This is a genomic window from Butyrivibrio sp. FCS006, assembly GCF_000424525.1.
Taxonomy (GTDB): Bacteria; Bacillota; Clostridia; order Lachnospirales; family Lachnospiraceae; genus Butyrivibrio.
Window position 1 is genome coordinate 386,302 of the sequence record NZ_AUKB01000008.1, and the last position, 15,152, is coordinate 401,453.

Sequence of the window (15,152 nt, forward strand, 5' to 3'; positions counted from 1 at the left end):
GTAATGAAACTATGATGGACATGGAAGGCGGCAATCCCTTAACCGCGGACTTTACGGGGACACAAAAAGCGGCGATTTTACTGATTGCACTCGGACCGGAAAAATCATCCGCCATATTTAAGCATCTCAAGGAAGAAGAAATTGAGGAGCTTACTCTTGAGATTGCCAACACGAGAAGTGTCACCTCTCAGATAAAAGAGGCAGTTTTAGAGGAATTCTACGGAGTATGTCTTGCACAGCAGTATATCGCCGAAGGTGGTATCTCCTATGCAAAAGAGCTTCTTGAGAAAGCTCTTGGTGAAGACAAGGCTCTTGACGTTATCAGTAAGCTCACTGCATCTCTTCAGGTTAAGCCTTTCGAATTTATCAGAAAGACCGAGCCTTCGCAGATACTTACATTCATTCAGGATGAGCATCCTCAGACAATTGCTCTTATCCTGTCATATATGTCGCCTGCACAGAGCGCTATGATCCTTTCGGCACTGGCACCTGACAGACAGGCTGATGTTGCAAAACGTATAGCTGCTATGGACAGAACAAGTCCGGATACGATCAAAGAGGTAGAGAAGGTATTGGAATCAAAGCTGTCATCACTTGTAAACCAGGATTACACGATCATCGGTGGTGTAGATGCTGTAGTAGAGATCCTCAACACTGTCGATCGTACAACAGAGAAGCATATTATGGAGACTCTGGAAATCGAAGAGCCGGAGCTGGCAGACGAGATCAGAAAGAAGATGTTCGTATTCGAAGACGTGCTTCTTCTGGACGACAGATCTATTCAGAGAGTGCTGCGTGAGGTTGAGAACTCTGACCTCGCTCTTGCCTGCAAGAGTGCTACAGAGCAGGTTCAGAACGCAATCTTCAACAACCTCTCAAAGCGTCTTGCTGCTATGATCAAGGAAGATATGGATTTCATGGGACCTGTGCGTATGAAGGATGTTGAGGAAGCTCAGCAGAAGATCGTTAACGTTATCAGGAAGCTTGAGGATTCAGGCGAGATCGTAATCTCCAGAGGTGGAGGTGATGAGTTAGTTGTCTAATCTTTTTAAAGCAGGCTACGTCAGCTATGATCAATCTGAAGCGAGGATCATCGACAGTAACGAGCTTGCAAATCGTAAAATAGAAGCTTTTCAGGAACAGGAAATGAAGAGGCAAAGGGCTCAGATGCTTCAGGAAGAGCCCTCCTATGATACTGCTGAGGGAGATGATTTTATCCCCGGCATAGATATGGAACAGCTATCGCAACTTACAGAGGATCAGAGCATGTTAGAATCAGTTCCTGATCCTCAATTTGATATGGAAGCGATGCAGGCTGAGATTGACCTTAAACTCCAACAGGCCCAGGAACAGGCAGATATGATAGTTAATAATGCCCATGCCCAGGCTCAGGAGATCATGCAGACGGCCCAGCAGCAGGGGCATCAGGAAGGATATGACGCAGGCTATCAGGAAGGCGTAGCAGCAGCACAGGCTCTTCAGGCTGACTATGAGCAGCAAAAAGAAGATTTGGAGAAGCAATATCAGCAGATAGTTGATGAGCTCGAGCCTGAAATGGTTGATATTCTTACCCAGATTTATGAGCATGTATTTAACATTGAACTTAGAGAAGATAAGGGAATCATCCTTCATCTTTTAAAAACTACACTTTCGAGGATTGAGCCCGGAAACGACCTGATCGTCCATATTTCGTCTGATGATTATGACGATATCATGGAACAGAAAGAGGAGCTGGATGCCTGCATAACATCTCCCAATACATCTATGGAGATAATTGAGGATCCGCTACTTAAGGAGAATGAGTGCATGATCGAATCAGACAGCGGAGTATTCGACTGCAGTCTCGGTGTTGAGCTATCAGAGATAACAAGAAAGCTCAAGCTCCTTTCTTTTGACAGAAAGCGAAGATAAAGGCGGAAGATTATGCTTGTAAGTTCGGTTGATTTGTCAAAATACAAAAAAATGCAAAATGCACCATTTTACCGAACAAGAGGGAAAGTGGTCAATGTCATTGGACTTACCATAGAATCGGCGGGACCTGATGCCAAGCTTGGAGATATATGTCTTATCTATCCCAAGAAAAAGAATGATGATGCAATGACAGATCATGTGGTCAAGCCATCAATGGCTGAGGTTGTCGGCTTTAAGGACGGACATGTCCAGCTGATGCCCTATGAGAATACCAGCGGAATCGGAAATGGCAGTATTGTAGAAAATACGGATTCGCCTCTTAGAGTTAACGTTGGTGAGGGACTTCTTGGACAAACTCTTGACGGTCTTGGCAGGATCGATGGAACCAACTATGGCCAGGGCGTACAGCTTGAGGGCGGAGTTGCCTATTCTGTTGAAAACCAGCCACCGGATCCAATGACCAGAGACCCGATATCAGAAGTCCTTCCACTGGGCGTTAAGGCTGTTGACGGACTTCTTACCGTAGGTAAGGGACAGCGTATCGGTATATTCGCAGGTTCCGGTGTTGGTAAATCCACACTTCTTGGCATGTTTGCAAGAAATACTCAGGCGGATATCAACGTCATAGCTCTTATCGGAGAGCGTGGAAGAGAGGTTCGCGAGTTCATAGAAAGAGACATGGGCGAAGAAGGTATGAAGAGGTCCATTGTTGTCTGCGCAACCTCTGACAAGCCGGCTCTTGAGAGATTAAAGGCCGCTAAGACTGCAACGTCAATTGCAGAGTATTTCAGAGACAAAGGTAAAGACGTGCTTCTTATGATGGATTCACTTACCCGTTTTTCCATGGCTCAGAGAGAAATCGGTCTTGCCAGCGGAGAGCCTCCTGTTTCAAGAGGATACCCGCCGTCAGTATATGCTGAGATGCCCAAGCTCCTTGAAAGGGCAGGAAGGTCAAGAAAGGGTTCTATAACAGGTCTTTATACCGTTCTTGTAGACGGTGATGACATGAATGAGCCTATTACCGACACAGCCCGTGGTATTCTGGATGGACATATCGTGCTAAACAGAAAGCTGGCGCAAAAGAATCATTACCCGGCAATCGATGTTTTGGCGAGCATCTCAAGATGTATGTCAGCCATAGCTGATCCGGAGCACAAAAAGGCTGCAGGTAAGCTTAAAACTGTTCTTGCCACCTACAACGATGCTGAAGACCTTATCAATATCGGTGCATACAGAAGCGGAGCCAACAAGAACATTGACTACGCAGTATCTAAGATAGAACAGGTAAATGCATTCCTCACTCAGGAAACGGATGAGAAATTCTCTTTTGAAGATATCAGAGAGCAGTTACTTAGTATATTCAGAGATTAAAAGGCTACGCTATGGCAAGATTTGTCTACAAAATGCAGAGCGTCCTCAATATCAAGCAGCAGACTGAAAACCAGACCAAGATGGAATTTGCCATGGCTCAGGCTGAACTAAATAAGCAGATTGATATACTTGAGGAATATGTTACGAGAAAAGAGAATTACATAAAAGAAGCTGAAGAGCTAAGGAATGCAGACAGCTTAAAGCTTCAGGAAATTTTGGACAACCAGTATGCAACTGCTCAAATGGATGTAATGATAAAACACCAGGCAGGAGTCATCAAGCAGTACGAGGACAGGGTTGAAAAGGTGAGAGTCAAACTCACAAGAAACATCCAGGAGAGAAAGATGCAGGAAACCTTAAGAGATCGGGCATTTGCAGAGTATCTTGAGGAGCAGAAGCAGGAAGAAGCAAAAGAAAACGATCAGCGAACCAGCTTTACTTACGGACAACGACAAAAGGAAGAGGAATAAATGGCTGATAATAATTTATTGCGCGCGCCGGAAGACCCTAAAGCGGCCAAGGCCAAGCTAAAAGCTGATAAAAAAGAATATAAGAAGAAGCTGAAGGAACAGGCAAAAGCCCAGAGGGAACAGGAGAGAGAATTTGCCGACAGAGCTGCCGAAATAAACGGCGACAATGCCGGAGGACTGGCTACTTTGGTCATTACTTTTCTGATTATCCTTATCTGGCTTGCAATCATGGTTCTTTTGGTCAAGCTTGATGTCGGAGGCTTTGGATCAGATGTGCTTGCCCCAATACTCAAGGATGTTCCGTATGTAAACTGGATTCTTCCGGAAGGCTCCTATGAGAAGAGTACTTCTAGCACTGCAGATACACAGACAGCCGTTGAAGTTACAGGTGATGCTGCCCAGACCGGGTCGATTACAACTATTGAGGATGCCCAGGCTTATATAAAGAGACTTGAGCAGGCGCTTCAGTCCGAGATGGAGCAAAACAGTGCGCTCTCAGCCGAGAACGAGAAACTCAAGGCTGAAGTAACAAGACTTGAACCATTTGAACTTCAGCAAAAAGAGTTCTATGAAGAGCGAGAGAAGTTCTACAATGAAGTAGTTTATGGAGAGAATGCTCCGGATGCCGAAACCTATAAGCAGTATTATGAGGAGATAGATCCTGAGTCTGCTGCCGAGATATACAAGAAGGTTGTTCAGGGCGGCGTTGATGACGCGGCAATAAAGGCTTTTGCCACAACCTATTCCGGCATGAAGGCAAAGAGCGCTGCGAAGATCTTTGACGAGATGGTAACGGAGAATCAGATCCAGCTTGTCGCAAAGATACTGGCTCAGATGTCTGTTGAGAACAGAGGCGATATACTTGCTGCCATGGAAGAGGCAAATGCAGCCAAGCTCACACAGCTTCTTGAACCCAATGCACTTGAGCAAAAATCAACAAAAGTTACTGGATAATTATAAGACGTTTTAGAGTCTGCTGTAGGAAAACAGCGGACTCTTTTTTGCATAATTATACACGGAATATGGTTTAGAAAAATTTCAGAATTACGTTTACAAAATATTGGTTTTTAGTCGTTATACTGTAATTAGGGTCAAATTTTATAAAAAGGAGATAAGCCTAATGAAAATGTTTTACGGTAAGAATGCATCAGGTAATGTTAAGGAAGCTGTGAACGGACTTCGTTCGCCACAGCTTATTGTTTTCACCAGCAGCGCTGATGGGTTTGAGAAAGCTGTAGCTGATGTGGAAGCTCTTTTCCCAGGTGTTCCAAGTATTGGCTGTGTCGGTATGGGATATGATTCGACTATCCTTGAAAACGGTGTTTCTGTCATGGCATTTTCGGAAGGAGTCACTGTTTCTACAGGTATATTGGAAAAAGTCTCCACTATGCCGGCAAGAGATATTGCAAGACTTGAGGCTGATATAAAGAAGGTCAGACCCGGAAGTGATAACACTGCAATCATTGATTTCTGTACAGGAAATGATGCGGCGGTTCTTACTACAATAAGAGGACTTATCGACAGATACGGACTTCACGTTATGGGAGCAACCGGCGATGCAGGTAAGGTTTCCTGTAACGGAAAGATCTATACTGATGGAATGACTTACGCTGTTGTCAGAAATGAAGGCGGTAAGGTTAAGACTTATAAAGAGAACATCTACGTACCAAAGGATAAGACTCAGCTTATTGCTTCTAAGACGGATAGAGCAAAATACTATCTCGGTGAACTTAACGGACGCTCCGCTAAACAGGTTTATATGGAGCTTACGCATACTTCAACGGATAAGGAAATTATTAATCAGACCTTCAAAAATCCTCTTGGAAAGATGATAGGTAATGATGTATGCATCGTATCCATCAAGGATGTAGCAGGATCCGGACTTATCTGTTACAGACAGATAAATGACTCGGATATCTTAACACTTCTTGAGATGAGAGATCCGATGGAGGTTGCCGAGACAACTATAAGCAAGATCAAAAATGACTTTAACAGGATTTCGGGAATATACTCAGTCAACTGTATCTTCAGATATCTGGTTTTGAAGGAAAGAGGAGAGCTTAACCAATATCTTGGTAAGATTGCTACTCTTGGTACTTCCTGTGGGCTCATTGGATTTGGTGAGCATTACAATTCGCAATTTGTTAATCAGACAATGACATGTGTTGTATTTGAATAATAAGGAGAGACGATAGTATGCTTACAGATATTTTCAAGAAAAAGAACGAAGATGTGGCAGCAAGCCAGGCCAAAGAGACAGCAAGAGATGACAGTGACAGATTAAAATCCCTGATCTACATTGCAAACTCCATTGAGAGCTTCCAGAAGGAGCTTGTTCAAAACGAGCTTAATTCCCTGACGGAGATCCATGATATGGGTGAGGCAGTAGAGTCTGTCATTGAGAGTAACGCCCAGCTGCGCGAACAGATGGATGCCTTCAATGAGATGTTCGATGCTGTTAATAACAGCGCATCCAAATTTGAAGATGTTAAGGTCAATATCTTAAACAGTGTTGAGACCGCTCAGAACAAGGTTGAAGAATTAAAGAGCAGTTCAAATGAAGTAAGAGAAAGCTTTGATGAGATGGCTCAGGGATTCGAGAACTTTAAGAGCGCGGTTGATCAGATTTCTGATTATATGAAGAAGATCATTGGTATCGCAACACAGACAAATCTTCTTGCTCTTAATGCTTCGATTGAAGCTGCAAGAGCAGGAGCTGCCGGAAAAGGCTTTGCGGTTGTTGCAACAGAGGTAAGGGAACTTGCGGATGAGATCAAGGTTATGATCAGCCAGGTTAATGCCTCAATTGATGCTGCCGGACAGGAGAGTGAAAAGCTTTCAGTCAGCATGGAGAATTCAATAAATGCCATGGACAGAAGTCTTAAGGAAGTTGACGAGACTAAGGATACCTTCAAGGACATTATTGAAAGTGCGAATGGAGCAAATGCTGTTCAGAAGGAGATTGCAGATACTGCAGATACAGCCTCCGATGAGCTTGGAAGAATCGGAAACAGCTTCACTGAGATCAATAACAAGTATGATGCCCTGGTTGAACAGCTTGACAGAGTAAATGCACTGGGAACGACAAAGAGCAGCGTATTTGAGCACATTGAAAATCTTGTCTCACAGATACCACCGATAGTTAAAGATAAATAAACAGACCATGGAGGGCGCTTTAATAGGCGCCCTTTTTTATTAAAAGAAATTTTTCAATAATACTAAAGTTATTTACACATGTTCCGATATATTTAACGAAAGATTATGGGCAGAGTATGTATGCCCGAAAGAAAAAATATGGAAGGAGGGTTTAGATGAGCAGTGCAAATAACGCAGTAGGCGCTATGGCAGCTTACTTTGTACAGGGCACTGCAGCCACAAACGTTTCAAATGTCACCGGTAAAGACACAAAAACAGCGGCAGGCGCTAGTTTCGACATGGTACTTAACAAAGTATCAGGAAGCCTGATCCAGAACAAGACCGCAGATGTCTCCAAGCAGGTTAATCAGTCACTTGATAACTCAAAGCAGACAAAAAGTGCTGATCTGACAACAACAGCTGATACCTCTTCTGTTTCAACCGACAAGGTACAGACAGATAACACTCAGACACAGGAAGTTAAGAGCACGGTAGAAAGCCAGGATACAGTAGTGACAAACGAAACACAGGGCACGGAAGCTGACACAAAGCTGCAGGAATCCTTAAATGAGGCAGGAAAAGAACTTATGACTCAGCTCGCAGATGAGCTTGGCATCACAGAAGATGATGTAGTCAATGCGATGCAGGTACTTGGCCTCATGGCAGTAGATCTTTTGAATCCCGCAAACATAGCTCAGATGATCACACAGCTTAGCGGACAGGAGGAGACAATAGATCTAATAACAGACACTGACATATATACTTCATTGCAGGACCTCATGGAGGGTGCAGAAAGTATGAAGGACGGACTTATGAATGAGTTCGATCTGTCAGAGGAAGAACTTCAGGCCGGCATTTCAAATGCAAAAGATAACTTCAGGCAAATGCTTGAGGAGGGACTTGAAGTAACCGAAAGCGAAGTAGATCAGGCAGTACCTGCTTTTGATCCAAACGCAAACGCAGTTAAGGACACAAAGACTGATGCACCACAGTCGGAGGCGTTCACAGACCAGCCGATAGCTGAAGAGAAAAAGGTAGAGATCACCACAAACAGTTCCAAAGAAGGTGGAAATAAGAATTCTCTTCAAAACGGCGCAGAGTCATCAAATCTTTTCAATCAGGTAATGAATAATATCGCAGATGCTGCTGCAGGCGTAGAAGGTTCAAATATGGTTTCTTACGCAGACAGAGAGCAGATGGAGAACATTATCAGACAGATCACTGAAAAGATAACTATTTCAGCAAAAAATGAAGAGACTTCCATGGAACTTTCGCTCCATCCGGCAAGCCTTGGCAATGTAAATATTCTTTTAACCAGTGGTAAAGACGGAATCGTTGCTAAGTTTACAGCTCAGAACCAGATTGTAAAAGAGGCTGTTGAAGCACAGATGGTTCAGCTTCAGCAGAAATTCGATGAGCAGGGCATAAAGATTACATCAATCGAAGTAACAATTGCAAGCCATGGATTCGAACAAAACCTCGAGCAGGGAAATGATAGACATTCCGGTGAAGCAGAGGCTGAGAAAAAGGTTAAATCCTTAAGAAGAATAAATCTCTCAGAACTTGAAGCTGACGAAGAAGTTGAAGCTCAGAGCGATGCTGAAAAGATAGCGCTTCAGATGATGGCGGCAAATGGCAATATGGTTGACTTTAGTGCATAACTAAAGGCAAAGAAAAAGAGGTCATTATGGCAGATATAAGTTCAGTAGATGCAATTATAAAGAACGGTGAAGTGGTTAACGCAAAGAACGAAACCACAAACAAGACAACACCTACCGGTTATGACAAGGATGCTTTCATGCAGATCCTGGTTGCTCAGATGAAGTATCAGGATCCCTTAGAGCCTACTTCAAACACCGAGTACATCAATCAGTACGCAACCTTCACACAGGTTGAGCAGCTCTCTAACATGGCAAATGCTATGTCGCTTTCAAGAGCATCCGAGATGGTTGGTAAGACGGTTGTTGTCAGCCAGACCAATCCTGATACCGGAAAGACAACCGAAGTTGAAGGTACTGTGGATTTTGTTACTTACAGCGGAAATAAAGCATACCTTAACATCAACGGAACAAACTACAGTATCGATGATGTATCACAGGTTCTTGATCCCAACTACACATCAGCTGTGGAAGCTGTTAAAGATTTCCAGAAGGCTATCGATAAGCTTCCTTCAAGCCTTGAAATGGTTACAGAAGAAGATCACGGTCTTACGATCGACACTATGTATCAGTACTACACTGAGAACATGGACGAGAGGGCTAAGAACATGATGGACAAGAACTACGTTACAGCACTTCTTCAGTATGTAAACCGTATCGATGACATCAGAGGAGATACACACAGAACCTTTACCGAAAAGGCTTGATACTAAAAACTATTGGAGGAAAGAAAAATGATAATGGATGATCGTCAGTATATGTCCATAGGACAGGTCCAGGATCAGTTTTTGAATCCTAAAACTCCTAAAGTAGGCAAAGAAAATAATTCTTTGCCTACAGGAGAAAATTCTTTTGCATCTGTTCTAAATAAAATTAAAGAAGGTGCCGATAATATTAACAGTGAAGGAGCTGTTAAGTTTTCGAAGCATGCCATGAACAGACTAAACATGAGAAACATCGAGCTTACACAGGACCAGATGCAGAGACTTTCGCATGGAAGAGAAGAAGCCATGGAGAAGGGCATCAAGGATTCACTTATCCTGGTTGATCAGCTGGCATTTATCGTAAATGTACCCAGCAGCACCGTAGTGACAGCAATGGATCAGACAGAAAACAAGAACAACGTATTCACTAACATCGACGGAGCAGTTATTGCATGATTGGACCGAAGCAGGTCATAAGGGGTGGACGTACCCGACCTGCCAGGAAATCTTTTAAATCCGGACAGACTGCCGGGTTTATCCGCAAAACTAAAGCTTCGTCCGAAATCGCTATTTTAATTTGATGGAGGACAATGCCTTATGATGAGATCACTTTATTCTGGTGTAGCAGGACTTCGCACACATCAGACCAAGATGGACGTTCTTGGTAACAACATTGCTAACGTAAATACAACTTCTTTCAAGTCACAGTCAATCACATTCTCGGATCTTATGTATCAGACAACCCAGACAGCATCCGGTGCAACAGCAACCAAGGGTGGTGTTAATGCTCGTCAGATCGGTCTTGGTGCCAAGAGTGGTGCTATTGCAACCGCAATCGAGTCTCAGGGTGCAACTCAGACAACAAACAATCCTTTTGATATCATGATCACAGGTAAGAGCTTCTTCGTTGTTAACAACGGAAAAGAGAACCTCTACACAAGAGACGGTTCTTTCTACGTTGACGGCGCAGGAAACCTTGCTATGCAGTCAAACGGATACCTGGTACAGGGATGGGTGGCTCAGGAAGATAAAGAGACCGGAGCGATTACAATCAACAGAAACGGTGGACTTTCAAGCCTTCAGATCATGAGCGCTGACAACACCACATATTCACCTGCATCAACAACAGCAGGTCTTTACTCCGGAAATATCGATAACAGAGATACTAACGTAACATCTGATGATGGAAAGACCATCACACTTGAGTTCTATGATAACAGAGGATATCTCTACACAGGAAAGTTCACACTTAAGGATACAGACCTTGAGGATGCTGAGAACAACAATATCTTCTCACTTCAGCTCACAGATATCATCGATTCTGACGGAAACAGCATCGGATCAGATCTTCTTAAGGGTGTTTCATTCGGCAAGACAGAGAACTTTGACTACGGCGTAAATGAAGCTTACGAAGTTGAGGTTGGCGCAACAACATCAACAGTTAAGCTTCTTGCAGGCGCAACTGCTTACGAAGGCGTTCCTACAACAGGTACACTTTCTGACCTTATGGAGAGCAGCAAGGCATCATACGCAGGAATTCTTAAGACTGTTTACGGAATAGATGATGCAACAATCGCAGGTGGAACACAAGGATATTCAAAGACATCCGAGTACACAATCACAGAGAACGGTGTACTTACAATTACATACGATGAGGAACTTGCATCAGGTAAGCCTGACGGATACACATATTCATCAACAAATGCAAGCTCATACTACGTAAATAAAGACAATTCAGGTAAGGCTTATGTAGTACCTAATGCTAATGAAGGTACTATGGACAAGATCGGAACAGCTATCAAGACAACACTTACAAATGTTTTTGGAGTAAATCCTACTGAGCTTGACAGCTACCTTACATCTAAGTTCCAGTATAAATTCACTGCAGACGGAGCCAACAATGACTCATTCCAGATTTACAGAGATCCTGCAGTTACAAAGGCAACAGAGACTGCAACATCTGTTGGATATCTTTCAAAGTTCTACGAGGACTTCGAAGGACTTGAAGCAGCAGTAGACAGCTATGCAGATACTCTTTTCTACACATATACAGATGGCAACCTCAAGGTTTACGGCTCAAAGACAGATGATACAGGAACTACTCAGGTTACTACATCTACTCAGATCGCAGATGTTACAGCTTTCAATGAAGATGAAGTATATACATACACAATGCTCGATAATGCTCAGAAGGTAGCTCTTCATGATATGCTGGTTGGCACAGGCACAGGAAGGATTGAGACTAAGATCGCGACTACAGCTACTACAATAACAATTGACGGTTCTACAACTGACTACGATACTAATAGCGATGGAAGTCTGAACGATACTGAGAAGGCAGCATACGATGCAGCACTTCAGTCAGCAAAGATATCAGAGCTTGCTGATTACATGAACGCTGATGCTAACAAGTACACAAACTTCAAGATTGAGTCACTCTCAGGAACAGCAGGAGTTCTTTTCTACAAGACAAATCCTACATATATTCCTGATACAGCAAACAAATTATACGACGGCAGCCCATTCTCAAAGACCTTCTATGCTGATGAGAATACATTCCCTTCATACACAGCTCAGGAGCTTGGTGGTGTTTACACTAATACAACAGATTTCTCAGCATATGTACTTAAAGGTGATGAGGCAACTGTTAATGACTTCAGCGATGAGCTCTTCCAGGATGTATTCGGGCTTGACAGATCAGAGTATGCTACAAACCTTCTTGTAAACATTGCAGGAAACGGTACAGCAAGTATTTATCAGACAACAACATTTACTCCACCTGCCAACTCAGATTACGCAGCAAGCCTTGACGCTGACGGAACACTTAAGTATGTTACAACAAACGATACAGTAGCATGGGATAACCTTCCAAACAGCAGCACAGACAGTGTATCGGTTAAGGATCTTCTTCAGTCATCTTCTGGACCATACAGAGGACTTCTTAACTCAGTATATGGAATTACAGATGAAGTTGCAGAGGCATTTGGATCAGATGCTACATACAGCCTCAACAATGACGGCAGCATCACACTTACAACAGGAACTCAGTCAATCCAGCTGAAGTTCAACCCTGCAAACGGATCGCTCACAACAGCTAACGGCAATTCAAACGGTCTTGTAAACCTTGTATTTGACCAGAACGTTGAAGGTCTTGAGCCTTTCGGATTCCAGCCTACAACAGCTGATGAAGAGTCTGAGAGAGGAAGACTTACAATTGACTTCTCAACAGTTACAAACTACAACACCAGCGGATCATCAACAATCAAGGCTGTAAAGGGAGATAAGTCTTCTCTTAACACAGGTCGTATGGTTGGTGAGATGAACGGTGTAAACGTAAGTACAGACGGTCAGATCTTTGCAACATATTCAAACGGTCAGACAAAGCTTCTTGGACAGATCGCATCAGCAGAGTTTGCTAATGCATCAGGTCTTGCCAAGGAAGGTGATAACCTCTACTCATCAACACTTAACTCGGGTGAGGCAACAATCCAGGATATCACAACTGACGGTGGCTACATGAATACCGGTGTTCTGGAAATGTCAAACGTAGACCTTTCAAGAGAGTTCACAGAGATGATCACAACACAGCGTGGATTCCAGGCAAACAGCCGTATCATCACAGTATCCGATACACTTCTTGAGGAGCTTACAAACCTTAAGAGATAATACTAACAGGCCGGTCCATTAAATCCATCAAATCCTGATCCCCTTGGAAACGTCCATTCCAAGGGGATTGTTTTTATTTAGTAAAGAAAAATTTTATTTAATTAATACTGTATTATACATGGAAAAGTGGTACAATGATTTTGATACCACAATATGTAGTACTATGCCTTAATATATGTTGTGGTATGTCAAGGATGAGTTGGTGGGGGATAAGGATGTCTTAGAATAATATTTCATTATTCAGTCCCAACATTGAAATTTAGTATCAAATATGTCCAAATTGTGAACAAAAACAGCTGATTTTGCGCTCGTGGAGTGGTAAAATTAATGCAGATGGAAAATTAATTTCATTTTTGAGTGAAATTATTCTAAAACGTGAAATTATGACTAGGATTATAGAACTTACCAAACTGGACACAAGAAAAATCTTAATAAATCCAAACATGATAGAGACTGTTGAGGGAAACCCCGACACAGTCCTTGTTTTGCAGTCCGGAAGGAAAGTTCTGGTTAAAGAAGATATAGACGAAATATACAAGCTAATCAATTCTTAATACGTACAATAAATTCTCAAAGGAGGAAATGTTGTGGATATTGCTTCGTTGCTTGGTGTAGGACTATGTTTCCTGTTCATGATCCTGAGTATCGTGTTCTCGGCCGGAATCTCGGGTGTTCAGTACTTCCTGGATGCTCCTTCAGCTATGATCACCTTCGGTGGTGCGTTCATGGCGGTTCTTGGTTCGAGAAGTCTGCCCAGCTTTATCAGCGGACTTAAATCATACACGCTTATTTTCAAAATGCCCAAAGATGATACCAAGTCTGTTATAAAGAGCATTATCGACCTGTCTAACACTGCGAGAAAAGAAGGCCTTCTTGCTCTTGAGGAAGCAGCCGGAAATCTTGAGGATGCCTTTATGAAAAAAGGCGTAATGCTTATCGTAGACGGTACTGAGCCTGAACTTGTAAAGAGCATCTTAGAGGCTGAGATCGATGCCATGGCTGAGCGTCACAAAGAGAACTATTCCTTCTTCGGTGATGTTGCAGGTATGGGCCCTTCCTGGGGTATGATCGGAACCCTCCTTGGACTGGTTCTTATGCTTCAGAACATGTCTGATCCTTCATCTATCGGACCATCCATGGCGGTTGCCCTCATTACAACATTCTACGGATCGGTTCTTGCCAACTGGTTCTGCTATCCTGCAGAGAACAAGCTTAAGGCGAGAAGTAATGCCGAATATATGGTTAAGAGTATTGTTATTGAAGGACTTCTCTCTATTCAGGCCGGTGAAAACCCGCGTGTTACAGAAGAGAAGCTTAAATCCTTCCTGTCACCTGCTGACAGATCTGCTTATGAAGCCGAGAACGGTTCCGGCGATGGAGGCGGAGAATAATGGCAAAAAAACAAGAAGAAATAAAACCCGGCTTGCCGGCGTGGCAGGGTACCTTCGGAGACCTGATGAACCTTCTGCTTTGCTTCTTCGTTTTGCTTTTCTCCATGGCTAATATGGACGCGGCGAAGTTCGAGGAAGTTGCAGCATCCTTCAGCCAGGCATTCAGTGTATTTTCGGGTGGTGAAATGGCCATAGGAGAGGGAGCTCTTATAGGAGATGGTGTATCACAGCTCTCACAGCTCTCAGCCTATGTTACTTCCATGGGTCTTGCCCAGTCGGGTGAGGACTCGGATGAAAATGAGAAGGCTGTCGGTGATATGGATCAGGACGAACTGATGGAAGCTGCGGAAGAAGAGCAGCTCGAAGCGTCAGCCGAACTTGCAGAGAAGATTGAAAAGGCACTTGAAGAAGGCGAGATAGACAATATGGTATCGCTGAACTACACCAGTCAGTATGTAGAGCTGACCATTCAGGGTTCCATTTTGTTTGACTCAGGTAAGACTGAGATAAAAGAGGATGCGATTCCGGTAATCGATAAGGTGGGACAGATACTTGAGTCCTACGCGGGCGGAACCATCGATATTGAAGGCCATACGGATAATGTTCCCATGTCCGGCGGTGGTAAATACGCCAACAATGATGAATTAAGTTCCGGAAGAGCGCTGTCGGTTTTCTATTACCTTACAGAGCACACCACACTTGACCCGTCCAAGATCGTACACACAGGAAGAGGTCAGTATGACCCGATAGCTGATAATACAACCGACGAAGGAAGAGCTCGAAACAGAAGAGTTGAGATAAAGATATACAATCCTTTAAGCGGCTCATATTAAACAAGGAGAGACA

The 15,152-nt window shown here is 43.4% G+C and carries 14 protein-coding genes; all 14 read left to right on the plus strand.

Annotation, left to right across the window (positions count from 1 at the left end; all coding sequences use genetic code 11):
• Positions 1–11 precede the first annotated feature (11 nt).
• The 14 genes from fliG to G633_RS0101715 all read left to right on the plus strand — a co-directional run bounded on the left by fliG (position 12) and on the right by G633_RS0101715 (position 15,139).
• Complete coding sequence (gene fliG, locus G633_RS0101645; RefSeq protein WP_022767255.1) at positions 12–1,043, plus strand: flagellar motor switch protein FliG; 1,032 nt, start codon at positions 12–14, stop codon at positions 1,041–1,043.
• The gene (locus G633_RS0101650; RefSeq protein ID WP_022767254.1) at positions 1,036–1,911 is read left to right on the plus strand and encodes a FliH/SctL family protein; all 876 of its coding nucleotides are present in this window, start codon (positions 1,036–1,038) and stop codon (positions 1,909–1,911) included. The genes fliG and G633_RS0101650 overlap by 8 nt, the downstream gene beginning before the upstream one ends.
• A 51-nt stretch (positions 1,912–1,962) precedes the next feature.
• Positions 1,963–3,282: a flagellar protein export ATPase FliI gene (fliI, locus tag G633_RS0101655; protein ID WP_330363316.1), complete on the plus strand. Its 1,320-nt coding sequence runs from the start codon at positions 1,963–1,965 to the stop codon at positions 3,280–3,282.
• An 11-nt stretch (positions 3,283–3,293) separates the two neighbouring features.
• Positions 3,294–3,752 carry a flagellar export protein FliJ gene (locus G633_RS0101660; RefSeq protein ID WP_026512313.1) on the plus strand — a complete coding sequence of 153 codons (459 nt, stop codon included), beginning with the start codon at positions 3,294–3,296 and terminating at the stop codon, positions 3,750–3,752.
• Complete coding sequence (locus G633_RS17030; RefSeq protein ID WP_051199848.1) at positions 3,753–4,706, plus strand: hypothetical protein; 954 nt, start codon at positions 3,753–3,755, stop codon at positions 4,704–4,706.
• A 166-nt stretch (positions 4,707–4,872) separates the two neighbouring features.
• Positions 4,873–5,931 carry an FIST signal transduction protein gene (locus tag G633_RS0101670; protein WP_022767252.1) on the plus strand — a complete coding sequence of 353 codons (1,059 nt, stop codon included), beginning with the start codon at positions 4,873–4,875 and terminating at the stop codon, positions 5,929–5,931.
• Between the two features lie 17 nt (positions 5,932–5,948).
• Positions 5,949–6,908, plus strand: a complete 960-nt coding sequence (locus G633_RS0101675) for a methyl-accepting chemotaxis protein (protein ID WP_022767251.1) — start codon at positions 5,949–5,951, stop codon at positions 6,906–6,908.
• 155 nt (positions 6,909–7,063) lie between these two features.
• Positions 7,064–8,548: a flagellar hook-length control protein FliK gene (locus tag G633_RS0101680; RefSeq protein WP_026518889.1), complete on the plus strand. Its 1,485-nt coding sequence runs from the start codon at positions 7,064–7,066 to the stop codon at positions 8,546–8,548.
• Positions 8,549–8,574: 26 nt separating this feature from the next.
• Positions 8,575–9,252 (plus strand): flagellar hook capping FlgD N-terminal domain-containing protein, encoded by a 678-nt coding sequence (locus G633_RS20045; RefSeq protein WP_022767249.1) that lies wholly within the window; start codon positions 8,575–8,577, stop codon positions 9,250–9,252.
• 27 nt (positions 9,253–9,279) lie between these two features.
• A complete protein-coding gene (locus G633_RS0101690; protein WP_022767248.1) occupies positions 9,280–9,705 on the plus strand; it encodes a TIGR02530 family flagellar biosynthesis protein in 426 nt (141 codons plus the stop codon).
• A 141-nt stretch (positions 9,706–9,846) separates the two neighbouring features.
• Positions 9,847–12,915 carry a flagellar hook-basal body complex protein gene (locus tag G633_RS19000; RefSeq protein WP_051199849.1) on the plus strand — a complete coding sequence of 1,023 codons (3,069 nt, stop codon included), beginning with the start codon at positions 9,847–9,849 and terminating at the stop codon, positions 12,913–12,915.
• Positions 12,916–13,298: 383 nt separating this feature from the next.
• Complete coding sequence (locus G633_RS17050; protein ID WP_242838809.1) at positions 13,299–13,469, plus strand: flagellar FlbD family protein; 171 nt, start codon at positions 13,299–13,301, stop codon at positions 13,467–13,469.
• 33 nt (positions 13,470–13,502) lie between these two features.
• Positions 13,503–14,306, plus strand: coding sequence for a motility protein A (locus tag G633_RS0101710; protein ID WP_022767244.1), 804 nt, complete (start codon positions 13,503–13,505; stop codon positions 14,304–14,306).
• Entirely contained in the window at positions 14,306–15,139 is an 834-nt protein-coding gene (locus G633_RS0101715) for an OmpA/MotB family protein (protein WP_026518890.1), read from the plus strand. The genes G633_RS0101710 and G633_RS0101715 overlap by 1 nt, the downstream gene beginning before the upstream one ends.
• The last annotated feature ends 13 nt before the right edge of the window (positions 15,140–15,152 follow it).